This window comes from Streptomyces sp. NPDC028305, assembly GCF_055569495.1.
Map to the genome: position 1 here is coordinate 371102 of NZ_JBVHTN010000011.1, position 24676 is coordinate 395777.

General features: G+C 70.9%; 20 protein-coding genes. 4 read left to right on the forward strand and 16 right to left on the reverse strand.

From position 1 onward, the window contains the following. The first annotated feature begins 21 nt into the window (after nt 1–21). Both rarD and ACZ4WQ_RS41585 read left to right on the forward strand, forming a co-directional pair. Nucleotides 22–948, forward strand: a complete 927-nt coding sequence (rarD, locus tag ACZ4WQ_RS41580) for an EamA family transporter RarD (RefSeq protein ID WP_398377157.1) — start codon at nt 22–24, stop codon at nt 946–948. A gap of 283 nt (nt 949–1231) precedes the next feature. Beyond that, a complete protein-coding gene (locus ACZ4WQ_RS41585; protein ID WP_311726597.1) occupies nt 1232–2218 on the forward strand; it encodes a M28 family metallopeptidase in 987 nt (328 codons plus the stop codon). 82 nt (nt 2219–2300) lie between these two features. Here the strand turns inward: ACZ4WQ_RS41585 and ACZ4WQ_RS41590 are convergent, their stop codons facing one another. From ACZ4WQ_RS41590 to ACZ4WQ_RS41615, 6 genes are all read right to left on the reverse strand, one after another. Beyond that, nucleotides 2301–3236 carry an ABC transporter permease gene (locus ACZ4WQ_RS41590; protein ID WP_311726596.1) on the reverse strand — a complete coding sequence of 312 codons (936 nt, stop codon included), beginning with the start codon at nt 3234–3236 and terminating at the stop codon, nt 2301–2303. Further along, nucleotides 3223–4209, reverse strand: a complete 987-nt coding sequence (locus ACZ4WQ_RS41595; RefSeq protein ID WP_394816799.1) for an ABC transporter ATP-binding protein — start codon at nt 4207–4209, stop codon at nt 3223–3225. Before ACZ4WQ_RS41595 ends, ACZ4WQ_RS41590 begins: the two co-directional genes overlap by 14 nt. A gap of 64 nt (nt 4210–4273) precedes the next feature. Continuing rightward, on the reverse strand, nt 4274–5509 hold the full coding sequence (locus ACZ4WQ_RS41600; RefSeq protein WP_398377112.1) for an outer membrane lipoprotein carrier protein LolA: 1236 nt from the start codon (nt 5507–5509) through the stop codon (nt 4274–4276). Between the two features lie 240 nt (nt 5510–5749). Further along, complete coding sequence (locus tag ACZ4WQ_RS41605; RefSeq protein WP_358844087.1) at nt 5750–6760, reverse strand: polyprenyl synthetase family protein; 1011 nt, start codon at nt 6758–6760, stop codon at nt 5750–5752. Between the two features lie 293 nt (nt 6761–7053). Continuing rightward, the gene (locus ACZ4WQ_RS41610) at nt 7054–8256 is read right to left on the reverse strand and encodes an FAD-dependent oxidoreductase (RefSeq protein ID WP_311726593.1); all 1203 of its coding nucleotides are present in this window, start codon (nt 8254–8256) and stop codon (nt 7054–7056) included. Further along, nucleotides 8253–9503: a carboxylate--amine ligase gene (locus ACZ4WQ_RS41615; protein ID WP_311726758.1), complete on the reverse strand. Its 1251-nt coding sequence runs from the start codon at nt 9501–9503 to the stop codon at nt 8253–8255. The genes ACZ4WQ_RS41610 and ACZ4WQ_RS41615 overlap by 4 nt, the downstream gene beginning before the upstream one ends. A 232-nt stretch (nt 9504–9735) precedes the next feature. Here ACZ4WQ_RS41615 and fahA point away from each other — a divergent pair, with 232 nt between their 5' ends. Next, entirely contained in the window at nt 9736–10965 is a 1230-nt protein-coding gene (fahA, locus tag ACZ4WQ_RS41620) for a fumarylacetoacetase (protein WP_398377110.1), read from the forward strand. A 49-nt stretch (nt 10966–11014) separates the two neighbouring features. Further along, nucleotides 11015–11518, forward strand: a complete 504-nt coding sequence (locus ACZ4WQ_RS41625) for a hypothetical protein (RefSeq protein WP_311726591.1) — start codon at nt 11015–11017, stop codon at nt 11516–11518. A gap of 86 nt (nt 11519–11604) precedes the next feature. On the opposite strand, the gene nuoN is transcribed toward ACZ4WQ_RS41625, so the two are convergent. From nuoN to nuoE, 10 genes are read right to left on the reverse strand one after another with little or no spacing between them, the layout of a single operon-like run. Then, nucleotides 11605–13260: an NADH-quinone oxidoreductase subunit NuoN gene (gene nuoN / locus ACZ4WQ_RS41630; RefSeq protein ID WP_311726590.1), complete on the reverse strand. Its 1656-nt coding sequence runs from the start codon at nt 13258–13260 to the stop codon at nt 11605–11607. Beyond that, entirely contained in the window at nt 13257–14906 is a 1650-nt protein-coding gene (locus ACZ4WQ_RS41635) for an NADH-quinone oxidoreductase subunit M (RefSeq protein ID WP_311726589.1), read from the reverse strand. Before ACZ4WQ_RS41635 ends, nuoN begins: the two co-directional genes overlap by 4 nt. Nucleotides 14907–14909: 3 nt before the next feature. Beyond that, nucleotides 14910–16805, reverse strand: coding sequence for an NADH-quinone oxidoreductase subunit L (gene nuoL / locus ACZ4WQ_RS41640; protein ID WP_352133196.1), 1896 nt, complete (start codon nt 16803–16805; stop codon nt 14910–14912). Nucleotides 16806–16820: 15 nt separating this feature from the next. Beyond that, nucleotides 16821–17120, reverse strand: a complete 300-nt coding sequence (gene nuoK, locus ACZ4WQ_RS41645) for an NADH-quinone oxidoreductase subunit NuoK (RefSeq protein WP_311726587.1) — start codon at nt 17118–17120, stop codon at nt 16821–16823. Then, a complete protein-coding gene (locus tag ACZ4WQ_RS41650; RefSeq protein ID WP_398377108.1) occupies nt 17117–18067 on the reverse strand; it encodes an NADH-quinone oxidoreductase subunit J in 951 nt (316 codons plus the stop codon). The genes nuoK and ACZ4WQ_RS41650 overlap by 4 nt, the downstream gene beginning before the upstream one ends. Then, nucleotides 18064–18675, reverse strand: a complete 612-nt coding sequence (gene nuoI / locus ACZ4WQ_RS41655) for an NADH-quinone oxidoreductase subunit NuoI (RefSeq protein ID WP_311726585.1) — start codon at nt 18673–18675, stop codon at nt 18064–18066. Before nuoI ends, ACZ4WQ_RS41650 begins: the two co-directional genes overlap by 4 nt. Continuing rightward, nucleotides 18668–20038, reverse strand: coding sequence for an NADH-quinone oxidoreductase subunit NuoH (gene nuoH / locus ACZ4WQ_RS41660; RefSeq protein WP_311726584.1), 1371 nt, complete (start codon nt 20036–20038; stop codon nt 18668–18670). The genes nuoI and nuoH overlap by 8 nt, the downstream gene beginning before the upstream one ends. Beyond that, complete coding sequence (locus ACZ4WQ_RS41665; RefSeq protein ID WP_398377106.1) at nt 20035–22530, reverse strand: NADH-quinone oxidoreductase subunit G; 2496 nt, start codon at nt 22528–22530, stop codon at nt 20035–20037. The genes nuoH and ACZ4WQ_RS41665 overlap by 4 nt, the downstream gene beginning before the upstream one ends. Continuing rightward, nucleotides 22527–23909: an NADH-quinone oxidoreductase subunit NuoF gene (gene nuoF, locus ACZ4WQ_RS41670; RefSeq protein ID WP_311726582.1), complete on the reverse strand. Its 1383-nt coding sequence runs from the start codon at nt 23907–23909 to the stop codon at nt 22527–22529. The genes ACZ4WQ_RS41665 and nuoF overlap by 4 nt, the downstream gene beginning before the upstream one ends. Then, nucleotides 23909–24676, reverse strand: a complete 768-nt coding sequence (gene nuoE / locus ACZ4WQ_RS41675; RefSeq protein ID WP_398377103.1) for an NADH-quinone oxidoreductase subunit NuoE — start codon at nt 24674–24676, stop codon at nt 23909–23911. The genes nuoF and nuoE overlap by 1 nt, the downstream gene beginning before the upstream one ends.

Consider the following 24676-nt stretch of genomic DNA (forward strand, 5'->3'; position numbering starts at 1 on the left):
CGCAGCGGACTCGCCTACGGAATGGCCGCCTACGGCATGTGGGGCCTGGTGCCCCTGTTCTGGCCGCTGCTGGAGCCCACCGGGGCCGTCGAGATCCTCGCCCACCGCATGGTGTGGTCGCTGCTGGCCGTCGTGCTCATCCTGCTCGTCATGCGCCGCTGGTCCTGGATACCCCCGCTGCTGCGCCAGCCCGCGCGGCTGGGGATGATCGCGATCGCCGCGGCCGTCATCTCCGTCAACTGGGGCCTGTACATCTGGGGCGTCAACAGCGGCCATGTCGTGGAGACCTCGCTCGGCTACTTCATCAATCCCCTGGTCAGCATCGGCTTCGGCGTCGTGCTGCTGCGCGAGCGGCTGCGGCCGGCGCAGTGGGCGGCGGTCGGCGTCGGCGTGGCCGCCGTGGCCGTCCTGTCGATCGGCTACGGCACGCTGCCCTGGATCGCGCTCACGCTCGCCTTCTCCTTCGCCACCTACGGCCTGGTCAAGAAGCGGATCGGCCTGGGCGGCCTGGAGTCGCTCGCCGCCGAGACGGCCGTCCAGTTCCTGCCCGCGCTCGGCTTCGTGATCTTCCTGACGGCGAGCGGCGAGAGCACCTTCGGCAGCGAGGGCGCCGGGCACTCGGCGCTGCTGGTGAGCAGCGGGCTGATCACGGCGGTGCCGCTGATCTGCTTCGGGACGGCAGCCGTGCGGCTGCCGCTGTCGACGATCGGGATGCTCCAGTACATCGCCCCGATCTTCCAGTTCGCGCTCGGCGTCGCCGTCTTCCATGAGTCCATGCCGCCCGAGCGATGGGCGGGCTTCGCCCTCGTATGGCTCGCGCTCGCGCTGCTCATCTGGGACGCGCTGCGCACGGCCCGCCGGGCGCGCGCCCAGCTGCACGAGGCCGCCGCGCGCGCCGCCACGGCGAAGCGGAACGGCGACACGGCCGAGGACCCCGTCCTCGGCTGAGCCCTCACGGCTCCGGGACCGGGATACGGCGGGGCCGGGAGACGCCGGGCCGGGATATGGCGAACCGGTTCGCGACGGGACCGATATGCGGCCCGTACTGTCCGGTTTCCGCCCTTGACGCGGTATCAGCCGGGGCCGGAGCATCTGCCTTTGCGACACTCCGCACCACGTGCCACCGCCATACCGTGCCACCGCTTCAGCGCTCCCCCGCCCCACCGGGTGCGTGCACCACGCAGCGTCACGTTCATTCCGTCCTGTCCTCGTTCGGAATTCGGAGCCCCCCATGTCGTCATCCGGAAGATCCCTGATACGCCGCGCCGCCATCTCCGTCACGGCGGCCGGCGCGGTCGTCGCGACCCTGGCCACGGCGGCGCCCGCCGCGCAGCTGTCCCCCGCAGGACCGGCCCCGGCCCCCGCGGCCGCGGCCGTCCTCGCCGCGCCCGACATCCCGGTCGCCAATGTCAAGGCCCACTTGAGCCAGCTCCAGTCCATAGCCACCGCCAACAGCGGCAACCGCGCCCATGGCCGCCCCGGCTACAAGGCCTCGCTCGACTACATCAAGGCCAAGCTCGACGCGGCCGGGTTCACCACCACCGTGCAGCAGTTCACCTCCGGCGGCGCCACCGGCTACAACCTCATCGCCGACTGGCCCGGCGGCGACACCGACAACGTGGTGTTCGCGGGCTCCCATCTGGACTCCGTCACGGCGGGCCCCGGCATCAACGACAACGGCTCGGGCTCCGCGGGCGTGCTGGAGACCGCGCTCGCCGTCTCCCGGGCGGGGCTGAAGCCCACCAAGCACCTGCGGTTCGGCTGGTGGGGCGCCGAGGAGCTGGGGATGGTGGGCTCGCGGTACTACGTGAACAGCCTGTCGACCGCGAATCGCGCGAAGATCGACTCGTATCTCAACTTCGACATGATCGGCTCGCCCAACCCCGGCTACTTCGTCTATGACGACGACACCCGGCTCGAGTCCGTGTTCAAGGACTTCTTCGCGACGAAGGGCGTGCCCACCGAGATCGAGACGGAGGGCGACGGGCGCTCCGACCACGCGCCGTTCAAGAACGTGGGCGTGCCGGTGGGCGGGCTGTTCAGCGGCGCCGAGACCACCAAGACCGCCGCCCAGGCGCAGAAGTGGGGCGGCACCTCGGGCCAGGCGTTCGACCGCTGCTACCACCGGTCCTGCGACACCACGGCCAACGTCAACGACACGGCCCTGGACCGCAACAGCGACGCCATCGCCTATGCCATCTGGACCCTCAGCAGCTGACGCCGACGCTCGGCACCCCGGCAGCGGCGCCGCTCATGGCACCGCTGCCGGGCCGGGTTCAGGCGTTCAGGCGTTCAGGCGTTCAGGCGGTGATGTCCTTCGCGGTGAATCGCGCCCAGGCCGCCGAGCCGAATATCGCCACGTAGAGCGCCTGTAGGCCGAAGTTCTTGGTGAGCTGATCCCAATAGACCGGTTCCCGGAGAACGTCCGCGAAGGACAGCCAGTAGTGCGGGAACAGATAGGGCTGGATCGCGTGCAATTGCGGGATGGTGTCCAGGATCTGCACGGTGACCAGCAGACCGACGGTCGCCGCCATGGCCGCTATCCCGCTGCTGGTCAGGGTCGAGATGAACAGCCCCACCGTCGCGATGCCGATGACGGAGTACGCCACGACGCCCGCCACCGCCAGCGCCCGGACCAGCCCCTCCGTGAACGAGACGGTGGTGCCCGAGATCAGCGTGACATCGCCGAGGGGGAAGAGCAGCGCCCCGGTCGCCAGTCCGGCGGCGGCCACCACGACCGTGGCGACCAGGCAGAAGGCCATCACAGTGGTGAACTTGGCGAGCAGGAGACGGGTCCGCCCGGCCGGGGCGACCAGCAGATAGCGCAGCGTCCCGGAGCCCGCCTCGCCCGCGATGGAGTCACCGGCGATCACCCCGATGGCCATCGGCAGAAAGACCGGAAGCGTGGCGGCCAGCGAGGCGAAGACCAGGAAGATGCCGTTGTTGGTGATCTGGGAGAAGAAGGCGGGGCCCTGGCCGTCTCCCCCGCGCCCCTCGCCGAACGAACCGCCGTCGCTCGTCTCGATCTTCACCGCGATGCCGACCAGGACCGGGACGGCCGCCAGCACGCCGAGCAGGGCGATGGTCCGCCAGCGGCGGAAGGTGGTGCCCAGCTCGCTGCGGAACAGGGCCAGCGTCCACAGCGGGCTCGGCCGCCGGGCCTGCCCCACGGGCGCCGGGCCGCCGGGCTTCGCCGGGCCCGCTCCCTCGCTCACGCTCGCCTCAGCCCGCGACATCGAAGCCCTCCCCGGTCAGTGCGACAAAGGCGTCCTCGAGCGAGGCCCGCTCGGCGCCGAAGGCCCGGACCCGCACCCCGGCGTGGACGAGGGCGGCGTTGAGGTCCGCGAGGTCGAGCGGCGCCGGCCCGGTCGTGGGCAGCTCGCCCGTGACGCGCTCGTCCAGGACCACGAGGTCCGTCACCCCGTGTTCCTTCAGGACGCGGACCGCGTCCGCGGGGTCCGGGGTGGTGACGGACAGCCGACCGCGGCTGCCTGCCGCCAGCTCGGCCACGGTGCCCTGGACGATCAGCCGGCCCTGGGCCATGACCGCCGCGTGGGTGCACACCTGCTCGATCTCGTCGAGGAGGTGGGAGGAGAGAAAGACGGTGGTGCCGTCGTCGGCCAGCTCGCGCACCAGCGTGCGGATCTCCCGCATGCCCTGCGGGTCGAGGCCGTTCGTCGGCTCGTCGAGGACGAGGAGCTCGCGTGGCTGGAGCAGCGCCGCGGCCAGGCCCAGGCGCTGCTTCATCCCGAGGGAATAGGCGCGGGCCTTCTTGCGCGCCGCGGCCGTCAGCCCCACCCGCTCCAGGGCCGTCGAGACCCGCGCGGCCCGGGTGCGCGGATCCGCGGTGGGGTCGGCGGCGTCGAGGCGGATCAGATTGTCCCGGCCGTTCAGAAACGAGTACAGGGCGGGGCCCTCGATGAGGGCCCCGACCCTGGGCAGCACGCTGCGGGCGGCCCGCGGCATGGGCGCGCCGAGCAGCCGGGCTCTTCCGGCGGTGGGCTCGATCAGGCCCATGAGCATGCGGATCGTCGTCGTCTTCCCCGAGCCGTTGGGCCCGAGGAAGCCGAAGACGCTGCCGCGCGGCACGGTCAGGTCGAGCGCGTCGACGGCGAGCTGTCCGCCTCGGTAACGCTTGGTGAGCCCGCGGGTCTCGACCGCGGCGTCCGGCACGGCGCGGGCGTCCGGCACCGCCCGGGCGGGCGGCACCCCGGCCGCCCCGGCCGTGTCCTCGGCGGACGGCTCCTCCACGGGCTCCCCTTTCGTCAGGCGGTCACTTGGCCGCGTCGGCGGCGTCGATCAGGGCACTCTTGTCCACCGCGCCGACGAAGACCTTGCCGTCATCGGTGATCAAGGCGTTGACCAGGCGGGTGCTGAGCACCGTGCCGGAGCCGAAGTCCCCCTTGACCTTCTTGCCCAGGCCGCCGAGGAACTCGCTGGGGCCGCCCCCGCCGCTCGCGCCGGCGGGCAGACCGCCGGGGAGGTCCAGCCGCGCCACCGAGTCCCAGCCCTTGCCGACCACATTCAGCCCGGACAGCTCTTGGAGGCCCTTCTCCTTCGCCTTGTCCTTGGCCTTGGCCTCGGCCTTGTGCCCGGTGCGGCTCTCCTCGGTGACCTTGGCGCCCTTGGGCGGGGTGAAGTCGAAGGTGCTCGCCTTGGGCTTGCCGAAGTCCACCTGGGTGAAGGCCACGTCGATCGCCGCCTTGCCACCGCTCCTGGGCTCCAGGGTGAACTTCAGCGGCACGCCGTTGTCCGCGTCCACGGCGATACGGATGGATCCAACCGTCGAATGGGCCGCGTCGCTCTGCTTGGGACGTATCAGCAGCTGGTAGGCGTCCCGCCCGGCGACCCGCGCGGTGCCGTCGACCTTGACCTCGGTCGTGTCGTCCACCGCGGCGAGCGCCTTCTCGGCGGCCTTCTGGGGGGTGAGGCCGCTCAGGTCCTCGGGCAGATCCCGCCGGTGGTCGCCCTTGGCTGACCGCTCGGGGGACTTGGCGTGGTAGACGGAGTTGTCGGCGCTGTTGTACGCCCACACCTCGTCACCGTTGTGGATGACGCTGTACTCGGCGGCCTTCTCGATGATCGAGACCCGCTGCCGCTCCGGGCCGTCGGCGGCCACCCGCAGGGTGTGCGAGCCGGACGCGAGCTCGATGAGCTTGGCATCCGGCGAGGCCGCCGCGCCGCCGTCGCCGTGCTGCCCGCCCGCGAGGTCGGCGAGCGAGCCGCCGCCGGGCAGGGACGGTATGCCCAGATCGGTCGTGATCTTCACCGAGCCGGACAGCTGCTCGGCGTCCGATGCGGCGATCTTGCTGATCAGCTCCTCCGCGGTGATCTTCGGCAGATCGGGGTCCCCGGTGCTGGCGAGGGCCGGGACCAGCCCGATCGTCGCCGCCGCGATTCCCGCCACCGCCACCGGCACGGCGTACCGGACGGCTTTATGGCGCCCTTTCGGTCGATCCTCGTCCCAGAAACCGTCGTCGGCGACCTGTGTCGGTCGGATCCGTGCCATATGTGCTCTACCTCCGTCGTCGGCGGCGGTTGTCAGCCTCGCACTCGTCCACCTCTCGGGCCATTGTCACCCGATACCGCCATGTGGTGGTCCCTCAATCCCACCAAATCGGCAGTCCCCGCGCGTCAGCCGACAGGATCACCTTCGGATACGGCTGAGGTAGGACACCGGTGCCCCGCAAGTCGGACGCCGGGGAGCGCACTGTCAGGGGAAACCCGGGGGCCCACCGCGGAGTCGGGGTCAGCCGGCCCGGTGCACCACCGCGTCGCACAGCCCCTCGAGCGCGGCCTTCGCCGACCCCTCGGGCAGCGGCGCCAGCATCGCCCGGGCCTCCGCCGCATAGCGGAGCGTGTCCCTGCGGGCCTGCTCCAGCGCCGGGTGGGCGCGCAGCCGCCGCAGCACCTCGCCGAGCAGCCCGTCGTCGCCGAGGTCGCCGGTCAGCAGCTCGCACAGCTCGCGGTCCTCGGCCGAGCCGGACGCCTCCGCCTGCGCCCGCAGATGGAGCACGGGGAGGGTGGCGACGCCCTCCCGCAGATCGGTGCCGGGGGTCTTGCCCGACTCATGGCTGTCGCTGGCGATGTCCAGCACATCGTCCGCCAGCTGGAAGGCGATGCCCAGCCGCTCGCCGTACTGGGTGAGGATGGAGACGACGGACTCGTCGGCCCCCGACATCATCGCGCCGAATCGGCCGGAGACCGCGACCAGCGAGCCCGTCTTGCCCGCGAGCACGTCCAGGTAGTGCTCGATCGGGTCACGGCCGCCGCGCGGCCCGGCCGTCTCCAGGATCTGCCCGGTCACCAGCCGCTCGAACGCCTCGGCCTGGATCCGCACCGCCTCCGGGCCCAGGTCGGCCAGGATGTGCGAGGCGCGGGCGAACAGGAAGTCACCGGTGAGGACCGCCACCGAGTTGCCCCAGCGGGCGTTGGCGCTGGCCACCCCCCGGCGGACGTCCGCCTCGTCCATGACGTCGTCGTGATAGAGCGTCGCCAGGTGGGTCAGCTCGACGACGACGGCCGAGGGCACCACCCCGGGCGCGTACGGGTCGCCGAACTGCGCGGCGAGCAGCACCAGCAGCGGCCGGAACCGCTTGCCGCCCGCCCGCATGAGGTGCTGGGCGGCCTCGGTGATGAACGGCACGTCGCTCTTCGTGGCCTCCAGCAGCCCGTCTTCGACGGCTGTCAGCCCGGCCTGGGTATCGGCTTCGAGAGACCGGTCCCGCACGCTCAGCCCGAAGGGCCCGACGACGCTCACGGGGTGCTCCTGTCTGCCTGCGGTCACACGCAATGTCGATGTGTCGCTGTCTCCACTAGTGGCAGCGTATCCGGTCGGCTATCGATCACCATGGGCGCCTTCCCGCCTTGTGCGAGCTATCACTTCCGCGCCCTGCCGACCCGCTCCCCCCGACTTTTTCCGCGATCAACGGCAGATCAATCGTGCTCCGGTCCACGATCTTTCAGTGATCGACCGTGGGTCTATCACCGATCGACGGTCGGTCAACCCGTGTTCGGCTGTGACACCGGCGGTTGACGCCCCGGACCGACAGGTCATCCATGAGCCATGGCCACCGCCTTGGCCAGCCGGGGCGAGGCGTACTCCGTGCCGCAGACGAACCGCATGACCGGCCCGAAGCTCGCCGCCGCGGGCAGCCCGGTGAAGTACAGCCCCGGTACGGAGGAGCAGTAGCCCACGTCCAGCAGCGGCCCTCCGGCGCGGGTCACCACCTCGGCCCGCAGCTCGGGCCCGAGGAAGCCCAGCGCCGCCACATTCATCCGGTAGCCGGTCGCGGCCAGCACATGGTCCACGGCCAGCTCTCCGGCGCGCCCGCCGCCGCGCAGGGCGAGCGCCACCCGCCCGCCGCTCTCCACCTCCACCCGGGCGACCCGCTGCCCCTGGGTGACCTGCACCCGCCCCGCGAAGCGCTCCCGCAGCCACCAGGCGCCCAGCGGCCCCAGCACCGTGCGCACCAGATAGCGCCGCGCCGGCGCGGGCAGCCGCCGGAAGGCCCCGGCGTAGTACGAGAGCGCGTACAGCGACCAGGCGCGCCCGAAGGGCGACTCGGGGCGCAGCCGCGGCTGCCGGTCCGGCGGCGCCCCGAACGCCACGGCCCGCTTCCCCCGCGCCACCACCCGCACGGACGCGGCGCCCGCCTCGGCCAGCAGCACCGCGGACTCCAGCGCCGACTGCCCGGCCCCGACCACCACCACCTCACGCCCGGCGAAACTCGCCAGGTCGCGGTGTTGCGAGCTGTGCGAGACGGGCCCCGTGGGCGAGGGACCGTCAGGAACGGCGGCGGCGAACTCGGCGGGCAGATGGGCGAGCCCGGCCAGCCCGCTGGCGACCACCACGGCGCGCGCGGCGAACTGCTCCCCGGAGTCCAGCTTCAGCTCGAAGCGGCCGCCCCGCCGGTCGGCCGACACCACCCGCACCCGCTCCAGCTCCGGCACCAGCCGCTCCTGGAACCACAGCCCGTATCGCGCGAAGGCCTCCACGGGGATGATGTCCCAGTCCGACTCATAGCGCCTGCCGCCCTCGGCGCGGCAGAAGTCGAGCAGGGTGTGCCCCACCTGCGGCGCATCGATATTCGAGGCGACCGGGGTGGATTTGAGCAGCATTCCGGCCGGCATGTGCTCACGCCAGCTCACCATCGGTGTTCCGAAGACGCGGACCGGCAGCCCACGCGACCGCAGATGGGCGGCCGCCGACAGGCCGTACGGACCGGCCCCGATGACCACTATCGGATCGTTCACAAGTCCCCTCCCCGAGACGTCCTGTTCGTGGCGCGCCACCGCTGGTACAGATGGACCGCGCCGGGCCGCACCATGCGCGCCAGCATCGTGAAGAACGGCTTCATGTCGTCCCGCGCGGCCCACGCCAGCTCGGTCGCACTCGCACGGGCGGGCGCGTGCGGTGTGGTGTAGCCGCCGCGGCGGTAGGCGAGCAGCGCGGGCAGGTCGATGTTCTCGACCATGAACCGCCGGTCCGCCCGTTGTTCGGCCTCCGGGACCTTGCGCCCCGTCAGATCCAGGTGCTGGGCGCGCACCACGTCGATCCCCGCCTCGCTCTCGAAGAGCCGGAACTGCGCGCCCATCCGGGGGTTGAAGTCGAGCAGTTTGTACCGCCCGTCCCGACGGTCGAAGCGCCAGTCCAGATCGACGATCCCCGAGAAGCCGATCCGTCTGATGAACTGGGCGGCCAGCTCCGCGAGCTCGGCGTTGTCCACCGCGTAGGCACAGGCCGTCATGCCCGCGTGCGGCGGCCAGGACCGCACCTTGACCCCGGTGAACAGCGCCAGCGGCACGCTCTCCACATCGACGTACGCGTGGACGATCCAGTCCTCGGCCTCCTCTCTCGGCAGATACTCCTGAAGGATCACCCCGGGCCGCGGCCCCCACCCGGCCGCCAGCGCCAGCAGCTCACGCGGGCCCGCGATCCGCGTGGTGCCGCCGACCGCCGGCCTCCTGCGCCGCTCGAACGCCTCCCGGTTCTTGGCGACCACCGGGAAGCGCGCGGTCGCCGCGAACTCCCGGACGTCGGCGTACGAGTCGGGAAACGCCGCGGCCGGGGTGGGCACACCGTGTTCCAGACACAGCTCATGCAGCCCCTGCTTGCTGGCCAGCCGCCTCGGCAGCCCCGGCTCGGCACGCGGGAAGAGGAAGCGGCCCTCCCCGGCGAGGGTGTCGGCGTGCTCGGCGATCAGCACCGCAGCCTCCTCGTCCGTCGGCACCAGGACGGTCGCCCGCCCGATCGCCCGCCCGATCCGCAGCAGCCCCTCCACCAGCCGCTCCGGCCGCTCCTTGCCGGTGGTCGGCCAGACGAAGGCGCGCTCCAGATAGCGCGAGAGCGCGGCCGGGGTCAGACAGTCCTCGGTGACGGCGTACATCGGGATGCCCAGCCGGCCCAGGGACCGGATGGCGCCGACGCCCCCGTGGTGCAGCGGATAGCCGCCGATCTTCACGATCAGACCGGGCACCGCGCGGTCCACCTCGAACGGCATGTCACTGCTCGCCACGAGCCCCCCTCGGTCACCGCGGCGCAGTGGCCCCCCACTGTGCGTGACCCGGTGAAGGACGCTACTGGGAAATTGACGACCAGAGCAACAACTATCCGGACATTGTCATCTGTTTAGGTGGTAGTCGGCACACTCCTCCCCTCAGGCTCGGGCCCCATAGGGTGTGGCCCGGCGATCCCGGCAACCCCCGGCGACGACGAGAAGGCGAGGCAGCCCCATGCCACAGCAGAGCCCGCTCGACCTCCCCCCTCACGATCCCTTCGGCCCGCACAACCTCCCCTATGGCGTCTTCACCCCATCCGACGCACCCGACCTGCGCAGAATCGGGGTCCGCTACGGCGACCATGTGCTGGACGCGGGCGCCGCCGCGGCCGCCGTGGGCTCCCCGCACGCCGCGCTGCTCGGCCAACCGACGCTCAACCCGCTGATGGCCGCGGGCCGTCCGGTCTGGCGGGCCGTACGAGAAGAGCTGCGCGCCTGGCTGACCGAGCCGGTGCACCGGCCCACGATCGAGCCCCTTCTGCGACCCCTCACCACCGTCACGCTCCATCTGCCCTTCGAGGTCGCCGACTACGTCGACTTCTATGCCAGCGAGCACCACGCCTCCAATGTGGGCCGGATCTTCCGCCCGGACGGCGAGCCGCTCACCCCCAACTGGAAGCACATGCCCATCGGCTACCACGGGCGCGCGGGCACGGTCGTGGTCTCCGGCACGCCCGTCGTGCGCCCCCACGGCCAGCTCGGCGCGCCTGGTCATTCCGCACTCCCCCCGTTCGGCCCCTCGCTCCGGCTCGACTTCGAGGCGGAGGTCGCCTTCGTCGTCGGTACCCCTTCACCCTTCAATACACCGGTGCCGCTCTCCGGGTTCCACGACCACGTCTTCGGTGTCTGTCTGCTCAACGACTGGTCCGCGCGCGACATCCAGAGCTGGGAGTACCGCCCGCTCGGCCCCTTCCTCGGCAAGTCCTTCGCCACTTCCGTAGCCGCCTGGATCACCCCGCTGGACGCCCTCGCCGCCGCCCGCACCGCCCCGCCCGGCCGCGACGTCCCGCTCCTCCCCTACCTCGACGACTCCGCCGCCGAGCCGGGCGGCCTCGACCTGCGCATCGAGGTCGCCGTCAACGGCCACCCCGTCTCGCACCCGCCCTTCGCGGCCATGTACTGGACGGCCGCCCAGCAGCTCGCCCATATGACGGTCAACGGCGCCTCGCTGCGCACCGGCGACCTCTTCGCCTCCGGCACCGTCAGCGGCCCCGAGCCGCACCAGCGCGGCTGTCTGCTGGAGTTGACCTGGTCCGGCCGCGACCCGCTGCGACTGCCCGGCGGCGAGCGGACGTTCCTGGAGGACGGCGACGAGGTGACCCTCACGGCCTGGGCCCCCGGCCCCGATAACAGCCGTGTCGCACTCGGGGAAGTAACCGGTTGCGTCGCCCCGTCCACACCGTGAGCGGCTGCTAGCTTGTCGTGTTCCCGTCCTGACAACCGAGGAGAAACACGTGATCAAGGCAGTGCGCATCGCCGGTGCGGCGGCCGCGGCCGTCCTGCTGGTGGCCGGGTGCGGCAGCGACAGCGACGGGGGCGACAGCAAGTCGGACCCGTCCAAGAAGGCCCCGTCGGCCGAGCAGTCGAGCGCCCCGGCGGAGGGGGGCGCGGGCGGCGACGCGGCCGGGGTCTATATGTCCAAGTCCGACGGCGAGGCGATGGTCCTGTCCATCAACGGCAGCACGGCGGTCCTGGTCGCGGGCAAGCACAGCTGTACCGGTAAGTACACCGACACAGGCGCCGCGAACAAGATGCTGATGCTCACGTGCGCCGACGGCAACACCGACCGCACCATGGGTTCGGTGAAGGCGAGCGCGGACGGCAAGTCCCTCGCGGTCGACTGGGACGCCGGCATGAACGACACCTTCACCAAGGTGACCACGCCCGCCGACATCCCCACCGGCTTCCCGACCGACATCCCCGGCCTGGAGAGCGTGGGCGGCATCACCGGCGGCTGACCGCGCGGCCCTGATCCACGTCCGCCCGGCCCCACGCGGGGACCGGGCGGACGGCCGCCGAGCGGCCGCGGAAGACAGCGGCCGGCTCAGCGCACAAAGACCCCCGCCTGGCCCGCCAGATCGAGGAAGTACTGCGGGGCGACACCGAGCACGATCGTCACCGCGACGCCGATCGCGATCGCCGCCGAGGTCAGCGGGGACGGCACCGCGACCGACGGGCCCTCGGTCCGCGGCTCGCTGAAGAACATCAGCACGATCACCCGGATGTAGAAGAACGCCGCGATCGCCGAGGAGATCACACCGATCACCACCAGCGGCCCAGCGCCCCCGTCCGCCGCCGCCTTGAAGACCGCGAACTTCCCCGCGAAACCACTCGTCAGGGGGATCCCGGCAAAGGCCAGCAGGAAGACCGCGAAGACCGCGGCCACCAGGGGCGAACGGCGGCCGAGCCCGGCCCACTTGGACAGATGGGTGGCCTCGCCGCCCGCGTCGCGGACCAGGGTGACCACGGAGAACGCGCCCAGGGTCACAAAGGAGTACGCGGCGAGGTAGAAGAGGACCGAGGAGATCCCCTCGGGCGTCGTGGCGATGACACCGGCCAGGATGAAGCCGGCGTGGGCGATCGAGGAGTAGGCCAGCAGCCGCTTCACATCGGTCTGGGTCACCGCCACGATCGCGCCGCCCAGCATGGTGACGATCGCGACGCCCCACATCACCGGCCGCCAGTCCCAGCGCAGCCCCGGCAGGACGACATACAGCAGACGCAGCAGCGCGCCGAACGCCGCGACCTTGGTCGCCGCCGCCATGAAGCCGGTGACCGGGGTCGGGGCGCCCTGGTAGACGTCCGGGGTCCACATATGGAAGGGGACGGCGCCGATCTTGAACAGCAGGCCCATCAGCACCATCGCGCCACCGATGAGCAGCAGCGCGTCATTGCCCATGGTCCCGGCGAGCGCCGGGGTGACATTGCGGACCGTGCCGTCGACCACATCGGCGATGCCCCCGTAGGTGACGGTGCCCGCGTAGCCGTACAGCAGCGCGATCCCGAAGAGCAGGAAGGCGGACGAGAAGGCGCCGAGCAGGAAGTACTTGACGGCGGCCTCCTGCGAGAGCATGCGATGGCGCCGGGCGAGCGCGCACAGCACATACAGCGGGAGCGAGAAGACCTCCAGCGCGACGAAGAGCGTCAGCAGGTCGTTGGCGGCGGGGAAGATGAGCATGCCGCCCACCGCGAAGAGGAGCAGCGGGAAGACCTCGGTGGTGGTGAACCCCGCCTTGACCGCGGCTTTTTCGGCGTCTCCGCCAGGGACGGCGGCCGCCTGCGCGGCAAAGGAGTCGACGCGGTTGCCGTGTGCCGCCGGGTCGAGCCGCCGCTCGGCGAAAGTGAAGACCGCGACCAGCGCGACCAGGAGGATCGTGCCCTCCAGGAAGAGCGCGGGGCCGTCGACCGCGATGGCGCCCATGGCCGCGATGCGCGCCTTGCTCGTGCCGTAGTCCCCGGCCGCCAGGCCCAGGACCGCGGCGAAGGCGGCGGCCAGGGCGACCACGGATACAAAGAGCTGGGCCGCATAGCGGTGGCGGCGCGGCAGCAGCGCCTCGATCAGCACGCCGACGATCGCGGCACCGAGGACGATCAGGGTGGGCGCCAGCTGGCCGTACTCGATGTGCGGCGTGGGGATCTTGTCGGGGGGCGACACCGCCGCTGTCGTCCACAGGCTGTGGACAGTGGCCGCGTGGCTCACTTGGCACCTCCGGAAGCACCGTCGTGCATCGGGCTGTAGCTGAACCAGCCCGCGTCAGTGACGGGGTGATCGGGCTTGGGATCCTTCTTGTCCACCACGGACAGCGTGTGATCGACCGCCGGGTTCACGATGTCGGTCAGCGGCTTCGGGTAGACGCCGAGGAAGAGCAGCAGCGCGATCAGCGGCGCCACCACCACCAGCTCGCGCACCTTGAGATCGGGCATGCCCCGCACCTCGGGCTTCACCGGGCCGGTCATGGTGCGCTGGTACAGCACCAGGACGTACAGCGCGGCCAGCACGATGCCGACGGTCGCGATGATGCCGAGCGCCGGATAGCGGCTGAACGTGCCGACCAGGACCAGGAATTCGCTGATGAACGGGGCCAGACCGGGCAGCGACAGGGTGGCCAGACCGCCGATCAGGAACGTGCCGGCGAGCACCGGGGCGACCTTCTGCACCCCGCCGTAGTCGGCGATGAGCCGCGAACCGCGCCGGGTGATCAGGAATCCGGCCACCAGCATCAGCGCGGCGGTCGAGATGCCGTGGTTGACCATGTACAGGGTGGCTCCGCCCTGGCCCTGCGTCGTCATGGCGAAGATGCCCAGAATGATGAAGCCGAAGTGGGAGATCGAGGCATACGCGATCAGCCGCTTGATGTCCCGCTGGCCGACCGCGAGCAGCGCCCCGTAGATGATGCTGATCAGGGCGAGGACGAGGATCACCGGCGTGGCCCACTTGCTGGCCTCCGGGAAGAGCTGGAGGCAGAAGCGGAGCATCGCGAAGGTGCCGACCTTGTCGACCACCGCGGTGATCAGCACGGCCACGGGGGACGTCGCCTCCCCCATCGCGTTGGGCAGCCAGGTGTGCAGCGGCCACAGCGGCGCCTTCACGGCGAACGCGAAGAAGAAGCCGAGGAACAGCAGCCGCTCGGTGCTGGTCGCGATGTCCAGCGTGCCGCTGGCCCGGGCGTCGGTGATCTGCTGGAGCGAGAAGGTGCCGGCGCCCAGGTCATCGGCGGTGACCACATACAGGCCGACCACCGCGGCCAGCATGATCAGGCCGCCCGCCAGGTTGTAGAGCAGGAACTTGACGGCGGCGTACGAGCGCTGGGTGGCCGTCTCCTCCTCGGACCGTCCCCCGGCCCCGTCCCCGAAGCCGCCGATGAGGAAGTACATCGGGATCAGCATGGCTTCGAAGAAGATATAGAAGAGGAAGACGTCAGTGGCCTCGAAGGAGATCACCACCATCGCCTCGACCATGAGGATCAGGGCGAAGAAACCCTGGGTGGGCCGCCAGCGGCGGTTGGGGTCGGCCTCTTCCAGCGGGTCGGCGTCATGCCACCCGGCCAGGATGATGAAGGGGATCAGGAGCGCGGTCAGCGCGATCAGCGCGACCGCGATGCCGTCCACCCCCAGCTCGTAGCGCACGCCGAAGTCCTTGATCCAGGCGTGGGACTCGGTGAGCTGGAAGTGGGCGCCGTCCGGGTCGAAGCGCACCAGCACGATCGCCGCCAGGACGAGCGTGGCCAGCGAGAAGCCCAGGGCCACCCACTTGGCGGCGGCGCGCTTGGCGGCGGGCACGGCGGCGGTGGCGACCGCGCCCAGCGCGGGCACCGCGGCCGTGACCGTCAGCAGGGGAAATGACATGACTCAGACCGCCCTCATCAGCAGGGTCGCGGCGATGAGCACCGCCGTACCGCCGAACATCGAGACCGCGTACGTACGGGCGTAGCCGTTCTGGAGCTTGCGCAGCCGCCCGGAGAGGCCGCCGACCGAGGCCGCGGTGCCGTTGACCACGCCGTCGACCAGCTTGTGGTCCACATAGACCAGCCCGCGGGTGAGGTACTCGCCCGGCTTGACGAGGACGACGTGGTTGAAGTCGTCCTGCAGCAGGTCGCGCCGGGCGGCCCGGGTGAGCAGGCTGCCGCGCGGTGCGGTGCGCGGGACGGGCCGGCGCCCGTACTGCGCCCAGGCGATCGCGACGCCGATCAGCAGGACGACCATGGTCCCGGCGGTGACCGTGGCGGCGCTGAGCGGGGAGTTCCCGTGGCTGTGGCTGGTGACAGGCTCCAGCCACTTCAGGAACGCGTCGTTGAGGCTGAACAGCGCGCCCGCGAAGACCGATCCGAAGGCCAGCACGATCATCGGGATGGTCATGGACTTCGGCGACTCGTGGGGGTGCGGCTCATTGCCCTGCTCATCGGCGGCCCAGCGCTTCTCGCCGAAGAAGGTCAGCAGCATCACGCGGGTCATGTAGTACGCGGTGATCGCGGCGCCGAGCAGCGCCACGCCGCCCAGGATCCAGCCCTCCGTGCCGCCCTTCGCGAAGGCCGCCTCAATGATCTTGTCCTTGGACCAGAAGCCGGAAAGGCCCGGGAAGCCGATGATCGCGAGATAGCCGAGCCCGAAGGTCACGAAGGTGACCGGCATGTACTTCCGCAGGCCGCCGTACTTGCGCATGTCGACCTCGTCGTTCATGCCGTGCATGACCGAGCCGGCGCCGAGGAAGAGCCCCGCCTTGAAGAAGCCGTGGGTGACCAGGTGCATGATCGCGAAGACATAGCCGATCGGGCCGAGCCCGGCGGCCAGGATCATGTAGCCGATCTGCGACATGGTCGAGCCCGCCAGGGCCTTCTTGATGTCGTCCTTCGCGCAACCGACGATCGCACCGAAGAGCAGCGTCACCGCACCCACCGCGACCACCGCGGTCTGCGCGTCCGGCGCGTTGTTGAAGATCGCGCCCGAGCGGGTGATCAGATAGACGCCCGCGGTCACCATGGTGGCCGCGTGGATCAGGGCGGACACCGGGGTCGGGCCCTCCATCGCGTCCCCGAGCCAGGACTGGAGCGGCACCTGGGCCGACTTGCCGCAGGCGGCCAGGAGCAGCATCAGCCCGATGGCGGTGAGCTTGCCCTCGCCCGCGTCAGCGGCGTTGGAGAGCACCGGGGCGAAGGCGAACGTCCCGAAGGTCGTGAACATCAGCATGATGGCGATCGACAGGCCGACATCGCCGACCCGGTTGACGATGAACGCCTTCTTGGCCGCCGTGGCCGCGCTGGGCTTGTGCTGCCAGAAGCCGATGAGCAGGTACGACGCGAGGCCGACGCCCTCCCACCCCACATACAGCAGCAGGTAGTTGTCGGCGAGGACGAGCAGCAGCATCGCCGCGAGGAAGAGGTTGAGATAGCCGAAGAAGCGGCGGCGGCGCTCGTCGTGCTCCATATAGCCGATCGAATAGATGTGGATCAGGCTGCCCACACCGGTGATCAGGAGCACGAAGGTCATCGACAGCTGGTCGAGCTGGAAGGCGACGTCCGCGCGGAAGCCGCCGACCGGGATCCAGCTGAACAGATGGCTGTGCAGGGCCCGGTCGTGCTCGTCGCGGCCGAGCATGTCGGCGAAGAGCACCGCCCCGATCACAAAGGAGGCGACCGCGAGCGCGGTGCCCAGCAAGTGGCCCTTGCCGTCCAGCCGCCGCCCCCCGCACAGCAGCAGGGCCGCGCCGAGAAGCGGGGCCGCGACAAGCAATCCGATGAGGTTCTCCACGTGAACGCGACCCTTCTAGAGCTTCATCAGGCTGGCGTCGTCGACCGAGGCCGAATGGCGGGCGCGGAACACCGACACGATGATCGCGAGGCCGACCACGACTTCGGCGGCCGCGACGACCATCGTGAAGAAGGCGATGATCTGGCCGTCGAGATTGCCGTGCATCCGGGAGAAGGTGACGAACGCCAGGTTGCAGGCGTTCAGCATCAGCTCGACGCACATGAAGAGGACGATCGCGTTCCGCCGGATCAGCACGCCGGCCGCGCCGATGGTGAACAGCAGGGCCGACAGATACAGGTAGTTGACCGGATTCACTTGGCGACCCCCTTCGAGTCCTCGGGATGCTCGGCGCCGTTCGCGCCTGCGGCATTCGTGTCCGCGCCGTTCGCACTGTCGTGGCGGTCGGCGCCCTCGACGCTCTGACCGCCTCCTCGGCGCTTGGCGCCCTTGGCGCCCTTGGCGCCCCGCCCCAGCCAGCGCGCCGAGCGCTGCTCCAGGGCGGCCAGCTCGGCCAGCGCCTCCTCGGAGACGTCCCGCACCTGACCGCGGCCGCGCAGCGTCGCGTTGACCGAGAGCTCGGAGGTGGTGCCGTCGGGAAGCAGACCGGGGATGTCCACCGCGTTGTGCCGGGCGTAGACGCCGGGCGCGGGCAGCGGCGGCACCTGCTTGCCGGTGCGCACCCGCCGCTCGGCCTGCTCGCGCTGGCTGAGCGCGCGCTCGGTGCGCTCGCGGTGGGTCAGCACCATCGCGCCGACCGCCGCGGTGATCAGCAGCGCGCCGGTGATCTCGAAGGCGAAGACGTACTTGGTGAAGATCAGGGTGGCCAGACCCTCTACATTGCCGCCGGAGTTGGCCTGGCCCAGGCCGTTGAAGCTCTTCAGCGAGGCATTGCCGATCCCGGCGCACAGCAGGATGCCGAACCCGAGCCCGCACAGGGCGGCGAGCCAGCGCTGCCCCTTCAGCGTCTCCTTCAGCGAGTCGGCGGCGGTGACGCCGACCAGCATGACGACGAAGAGGAAGAGCATCATGATCGCGCCGGTGTAGACCACGATCTGGACGATGCCCAGGAAGTACGCGCCGTTGGCCAGGTAGAAGATCGCCAGGACGATCATGGTGCCGGCCAGGCACAGTGCGCTGTGCACGGCCTTGCGCATCAGGATCGTGCCCAGGGCGCCGACCACCGCCACCGTGGCGAGGATCCAGAACTGCACGGCCTCGCCGGTCGAGGTGGTGGAAGCGGCGGCGGCCAGCATGCTGCTCATGCCTGCACCCCCTCCTGCTTCTCCTCCGACGCGTCCTCGGGCGCGCCCTCAGCAGCGGTCTCGCCCTTGCTGACCGCCACCTGACGCACCGTCCCCGGCGCGGCCTCGGTCACCAGACCGCGGTAGTAGTCCTGCTCGTCCATGCCGGGGTAGATCGCGTGCGGGGAGTCGACCATGCCCTCCTCGAGACCCGCGAGCAGCTCCTCCTTGGTGTAGATGAGCGATTCGCGGGTGCGGTCGGCGAGCTCGTACTCATTGGTCATGGTGAGCGCCCGGGTCGGGCACGCCTCGACGCACAGGCCGCACAGAATGCAGCGCAGATAGTTGATCTGGTAGACGCGGCCGTAGCGCTCGCCCGGGGAGTAGCGCTCCTCGTCCGTGTTGTCCGCGCCCTCCACATAGATCGCGTCCGCCGGGCAGGCCCAGGCGCACAGCTCGCAGCCGACGCACTTCTCCAGCCCGTCCGGATGGCGGTTGAGCTGGTGGCGTCCGTGGAATCGGGGCGCGGTCGGCTTCTTCTGCTCGGGGTACTGCTCGGTGAGCCGCTTCTTGAACATGGCCTTGAAGGTCACGCCGAAGCCGGCCACCGGGTTCTGGAAGTCAGACACCGTCGGCCTCCTTTCCGTCACTGACAGTGTCGGGCCCGCCACTGACAATCAGCTCGCGGTCGTGTCGCGGGCGTCGGCGCGGTACGGGCGGCAGGGTCTGGCCGGGCAGCGGCGGCACCGGGAAGCCGCCGGCCATCGGGTCGAAGGCGGGCTCCGGGCCCCCCTCGGCCTCCGCCTCCGCCTCCCGGTCGCGGGCCTCCTTGTCGCGGAAGACGTCGACGACGAACGACAGCAGCAGGAGGACGAGGACCGCGCCGCCGACGTACAGCACGATGTCCTGGTAGTCGTAGTTCTCGTTGCGCAGCGCCCGCACGGTCGCGACCAGCATCAGCCAGACCATCGAGATCGGGATGAGCACCTTCCAGCCCAGCTTCATGAACTGGTCGTAGCGCACGCGCGGCAGCGTGCCGCGGATCCAGACGAAGGCGAACAGCAGCGACAGGACTTTGCCGACGAACCAGAGCATCGGCCACCAGCCGTGGTTGGCATCCGGCCAGAAGGTGCTGATCGGCCATGGCGCCCGCCAGCCGCCCAGGAAGAGGGTGACCGCGACCATCGAGACGGTGACCATGTTGATGTACTCGGCGAGCATGAACATCGCGAACTTGATCGACGAGTACTCGGTGTTGAAGCCGCCGACCAGGTCGCCCTCGGACTCCGGCATGTCGAAGGGGGCGCGGTTGGTCTCACCGACCATCGCGATGATGTAGATGATGAAGGAGACCGGCAGCAGCAGCGCGTACCAGCGGTCGTGCTGCGAGTTGACGATCTCGGAGGTCGACATCGACCCGGAGTAGAGGAAGACCGCCGCGAAGGACATGCCCATCGCGATCTCGTAGCTGATCATCTGGGCGCACGAGCGCAGGCCGCCGAGGAGCGGATACGTCGAGCCGGACGACCAGCCCGCCAGCACGATGCCGTAGATGCCCACCGAGGCGGTGGCCAGGATGTAGAGGATCGCGATCGGCAGGTCGGTCAGCTGCATCGTGGTGCGGTGACCGAAGATCGAGATCTCGTTGCCGGCCGGGCCGAACGGAATGACCGCGACCGCCATGAAGGCCGGGATCGCCGCGACGACCGGCGCCAGGACGTAGACCACCTTGTCCGCGCCCTTGACGACGATGTCCTCCTTCAGCATCAGCTTCACGCCGTCAGCCAAGGACTGGAGCATGCCCCAGGGGCCGTGCCGGTTCGGGCCGATGCGCAGCTGCATCCACCCGACGACCTTGCGCTCCATGACGATGGAGATCAGCACGGTCACCATCAGGAAGGCGAAGCAGAAGACCGCCTTGATCAGAACCAGCCACCACGGGTCGCGCCCGAACATCGACAGGTCTTCTGCGGCGAGGTAGCTCAGGTTCATGAGGTCACCTCCGGTTCGGTCGCGAGAGCGCTGATCTTGACCAGTTCACCGGGGCTCGCGCCCAGGTCGCGATACGCGCCGCCGCCCGTGGAGTTCAGCGGCAGCCAGACCACCCGGTCGGGCATCGATGTCACCGCCAGGGGCAGTTGGACCGCCCCGGCCGGGCCGATGACCCGGACGGTGTCCCCGTCGCCCACCCCCGCCTCCGCCGCGGTCGCCGGCGACAGCCGGGCCACCGCCGCGTGCCGGGTCGCGGCGAGCGCCGCGTCGCCCTCCTGAAGCAGGCCCTGGTCCAGCAGCAGCCGGTGGCCGGCGAGCAGCGCCTCGCCCTCGCCGGGGCGGGGCAGCGGCCCTCCGGTCTCCATCGGCCCCAGGCCGCGCGTGCCGTGCCAGGTGCCGAGACGCGTCAGCTCGGCCCGTACGGCCTGCACATCCGGCAGGTCGACCGGCACGTCCATCGCGTCGGCCAGCATGTGCAGCACCCGCGCGTCCGGAAGGACGTGGCGGCGGGTCATCTGGTCGGGCTTGATGGCCGCCTCGAACGGCCGGGCCCGCCCCTCCCAGTTGAGGAAGGTGCCCGTCTTCTCGACGACCGCCGCGACCGGCAGCACCACGTCCGCGTGCGCCGTGACCTCGGTGGGCCGCTGCTCCAGGCTGACCAGGAAGCCGACCGCCTCCAGGGCCTCGGCGGCCCGCGCGGGGTCGGGCAGATCGGCGATCTCGACGCCCGCGACCAGCAGCGCGCCGAGCCCGCCGTCGGCCGCGGCCTCGACGATCCGGCCGGTGTCGCGGCCTGCCCGGCCGGGCAGTTCGGCGACGCCCCAGACCTCGGCGGTCTCCTCGCGGGCCCGCGAGTCGGTGGCCGGGCGGCCGCCGGGCAGCAGCCCGGGGAGCGCGCCCGCCTCGACGGCGCCCCGCTCCCCCGCCCGGCGCGGGATCCAGGCCAGCGTGGCGCCGGTGGCCGCGGCGGCCCGTACGGCGGCGGTCAGCGCGCCCGGCACGGCGGCCAGCCGCTCACCAGCGATGATCACCGCACCGTCGAGGCGCAGCGCCTCGGCCGCCCGCTCCCCGTCGGAGTCCAGTCCGGTGCGGCCCGCGAGCGCGTCCAGCCACTCGGTCTCGGTGCCGGGGGCCGCGGGCAGCAGCGTGCCGCCCGCCTTGGTGAGGCCCCGGGTGGCGTGGGTGGCGAGCGAGAAGGTGCGCTGGCCGCGCTTGCGGTGGGCCTTGCGCAGCCGCAGGAAGACTCCGGGCGCCTCCTCCTCCGACTCGAAGCCGACCAGGAGGACCGCCGGGGCCTTCTCCAGCGTGGCGTACGTCAGGCCGACGCCGTCCAGGTCGCGGCCCCGGCCCGCCACCTGGGTGGCCAGGAAGTCGGCCTCCTCGGCGCTGTGCGCCCGGGCCCGGAAGTCGATGTCGTTGGTGTCCAGGGCGACCCGCGCGAACTTCGCGTACGCGTAGGCGTCCTCGACGGTCAGCCGGCCGCCGGTCAGCACACCCGCGCGGCCGCGGGCGGCGGCCAGTCCTACGGCAGCCGCCTCCAGCGCCTCGGGCCAGCTCGCGGGCGCCAGCTCGCCGGTCTCCCGGTCGCGCACCAGCGGGGTGGTGAGCCGGTCGGGCAGCTGCGCGTAGCGGAAGCCGAAGCGCCCCTTGTCGCAGATCCACTCCTCGTTGACCTCGGGGTCGTCCGCCGCGAGCCGCCGCATGACCTTGCCGCGCCGGTGGTCGGTGCGGGTCGCGCAGCCGCTCGAGCAGTGCTCGCACACGCTCGGCGAGGAGACCAGGTCGAAGGGGCGGGAGCGGAAGCGGTACGCCGCCGATGTCAGCGCGCCCACCGGGCAGATCTGGATGGTGTTGCCGGAGAAGTACGACTCGAAGGGGTCGCCCTCGCCCGTGCCCACCTGCTGAAGGGCGCCGCGCTCCAGCAGCTCGATCATCGGGTCGCCCGCGACCTGGTTGGAGAACCGGGTGCAGCGCGCGCACAGCACACACCGCTCACGGTCCAGCAGCACCTGCGGGGAGATCGGCACCGGCTTCTGGAATGTGCGCTTGCGGCCCTCGAAGCGGCTGTCGGCCTGCCCGGCGGACATGGCCTGGTTCTGGAGCGGGCACTCGCCGCCCTTGTCGCAGACCGGGCAGTCCAGCGGGTGGTTGATCAGCAGCAGCTCCATCACCCCGCGCTGCGCCTTCTCGGCCACCGGCGAGGTGAGCTGCGTCCTGACCACCATCCCGTCGGTGCAGGTGATCGTGCAGGAGGCCATCGGCTTGCGCTGGCCCTCGACCTCGACGATGCACTGGCGGCACGCGCCGGCCGGGTCGAGGAGCGGATGGTCGCAGAAGCGGGGGATCTCGATGCCGAGCAGCTCGGCCGCGCGGATCACCAAGGTCCCCTTGGGGACGGAGATCTCGATCCCGTCGATGGTCACGGAGACCAGATCCTCGCGCGGCACCGCCGCCTCTCCGCCTCCGGAGGGTGCATTGGTGGTCACGGTCATGCGGTCACCCCCAGGTGAGTGGAGCTCGGATCGTCGGCCCAGACGGTGGACTTGGCGGGGTCGAACGGGCACCCGCCGCCGGTGATGTGCTGCTCGTACTCCTCCTTGAAGTACTTGAGGGAGGAGAAGATGGGGCTGGCGGCGCCGTCGCCCAGCGCGCAGAACGACTTGCCGTTGATGTTGTCGGCGATGTCGGCCAGCTTGGCGAGGTCCTCCATGCGGCCCTTGCCCGCCTCGATGTCCCGCAACAGCTGGACCAGCCAGTACGTGCCCTCGCGGCAGGGCGTGCACTTGCCGCAGGATTCATGCGCGTAGAACTCCGTCCAGCGGGTCACCGCGCGCACCACGCAGGTCGTCTCGTCGAAGCACTGGAGCGCCTTGGTGCCGAGCATCGACCCGGCGGCGCCCACGCCCTCGTAGTCCAGCGGGACGTCCAGGTGCTCCTCGGTGAGCAGCGGCGTCGAGGAGCCGCCCGGCGTCCAGAACTTCAGCCGGTGGCCGGGGCGCATGCCGCCGCTCATGTCCAGCAGCTGCCGCAGGGTGATGCCCAGCGGGCCCTCGTACTGGCCGGGGGCCGCGACATGCCCGGACAGCGAGTAGAGCGTGAAGCCAGGGGACTTCTCGCTGCCCATCGACCGGAACCATTCCTTGCCCTTGGTGAGGATGGCGGGAACCGAGGCGATGGACTCGACGTTATTGACGACAGTGGGGCACGCGTACAGACCCTCGACCGCCGGGAACGGAGGCCGGAGCCGGGGCTGGCCGCGCCGCCCTTCCAAGGAGTCCAGCAGTGCGGTCTCTTCACCACAGATGTACGCGCCGGCCCCCGCGTGCACGGTGATGTCGAGATCGGTGAGGTCGTCCCGCCCGAGCTTCTGTCCGCGCGCGTCGGCCTTGCCGAGGTAGCCCGCCTCGTACGCCTCGCGCACGGCCTCGTGCAACCGCCGCAGCACGGGCACGACTTCGCCGCGCAGATAGATGAAGGCGTGCTGGGAGCGGATGGCGTGACAGGCGATGATCATGCCCTCGATGAGGGCGTGCGGATTGGCGAAGAGAAGGGGGATGTCCTTGCAGGTGCCGGGCTCGGACTCATCCGCGTTGACGACGAGGTAGTGCGGCTTGCCGTCACCCTGCGGGATGAACTGCCACTTCATCCCGGTGGGGAAGCCCGCCCCGCCGCGGCCGCGCAGCCCCGCGTCCTTCACCAGCGCGATCACATCGTCGGGCGGCATGGCGAGGGCCTTGCGCATGCCCTCGTACCCGTCGTGGCGCAGATAGGTGCCCAGCGTCCAGGACTTCGGGTCGTCCCAGAACGACGACAGCACGGGTGCCAGCAGCTTCTCGGGGCTGCTCTCGCCCCGCTCGACGGTCACGGTCATCACTCCCCCTCCTCAGCAACCGGGCCGGACGCCTGCTCGTCCGACGGATAGTCCGCGGACCTGGGCGATACGACCCGGCCCGGCGCGGCCTCGCCCTTGGCCAGCCGCAGCCCGACGAGCGAGGCCGGGCCGGCGCCGCCGGTCGCCTCGACCGCGCCCGGGCGCGCGTCGGGGAAGCCGGCGAGGATGCGCGCGGTCTCCTTGAAGGTGCACAGCGGAGCGCCGCGGGTCGGCTCGACCGTGCGGCCCTCCCGCAGGTCGTCGACCATCCGCTTGGCGGAGTCCACGGTCTGGTTGTCGAAGAACTCCCAGTTGACCATCACCACGGGCGCGTAGTCGCAGGCCGCGTTGCACTCGATGTGCTCGAGGGTGATCTTGCCGTCCTCGGTGGTCTCGCCGTTGCCCACGCCCAGATGGCGCTGGAGGGCCTCGAAGATCGCGTCGCCGCCCATCACCGCGCACAGGGTGTTGGTGCACACCCCCACCTGGTAGTCGCCGGAGGGGCCCCGCCGGTACATGGAGTAGAAGGTGGCGACCGCGGTGACCTCGGCGGTGGTCAGCCCCAGCACCTCGGCGCAGAACCGGACGCCGGTGCGGGTGACATGGCCCTCCTCCGACTGCACCAGGTGCAGCAGCGGCAGCAGTGCGCTGCGGCTGTCGGGGTAGCGGGCGATCACGTCCTCGGCATCCGCCTCGAGCCGCGCCCGGACCTCTGCCGGGTAGTCGGGGGCGGGGAGCTGCGGCATCCCCAGCTGTACGTCGGTCAT

Coding starts and splice junctions, on each gene's coding strand:
- rarD (WP_398377157.1), top strand. CDS start 22: ATGGCCGCCTACGGCATGTGGGGCCTGGTGCCCCTGTTCTGGCCGCTG.
- ACZ4WQ_RS41585 (WP_311726597.1), top strand. CDS start 1,232: ATGTCGTCATCCGGAAGATCCCTGATACGCCGCGCCGCCATCTCCGTC.
- ACZ4WQ_RS41590 (WP_311726596.1), bottom strand. CDS start 3,236: ATGTCGCGGGCTGAGGCGAGCGTGAGCGAGGGAGCGGGCCCGGCGAAG.
- ACZ4WQ_RS41600 (WP_398377112.1), bottom strand. CDS start 5,509: ATGGCACGGATCCGACCGACACAGGTCGCCGACGACGGTTTCTGGGAC.
- ACZ4WQ_RS41615 (WP_311726758.1), bottom strand. CDS start 9,503: ATGCCGTTCGAGGTGGACCGCGCGGTGCCCGGTCTGATCGTGAAGATC.
- fahA (WP_398377110.1), top strand. CDS start 9,736: ATGCCACAGCAGAGCCCGCTCGACCTCCCCCCTCACGATCCCTTCGGC.
- ACZ4WQ_RS41635 (WP_311726589.1), bottom strand. CDS start 14,906: ATGTCATTTCCCCTGCTGACGGTCACGGCCGCGGTGCCCGCGCTGGGC.
- ACZ4WQ_RS41650 (WP_398377108.1), bottom strand. CDS start 18,067: ATGAGCAGCATGCTGGCCGCCGCCGCTTCCACCACCTCGACCGGCGAG.
- nuoH (WP_311726584.1), bottom strand. CDS start 20,038: ATGAACCTGAGCTACCTCGCCGCAGAAGACCTGTCGATGTTCGGGCGC.
- ACZ4WQ_RS41665 (WP_398377106.1), bottom strand. CDS start 22,530: ATGACCGTGACCACCAATGCACCCTCCGGAGGCGGAGAGGCGGCGGTG.
- nuoF (WP_311726582.1), bottom strand. CDS start 23,909: ATGACCGTGACCGTCGAGCGGGGCGAGAGCAGCCCCGAGAAGCTGCTG.
- nuoE (WP_398377103.1), bottom strand. CDS start 24,676: ATGACCGACGTACAGCTGGGGATGCCGCAGCTCCCCGCCCCCGACTAC.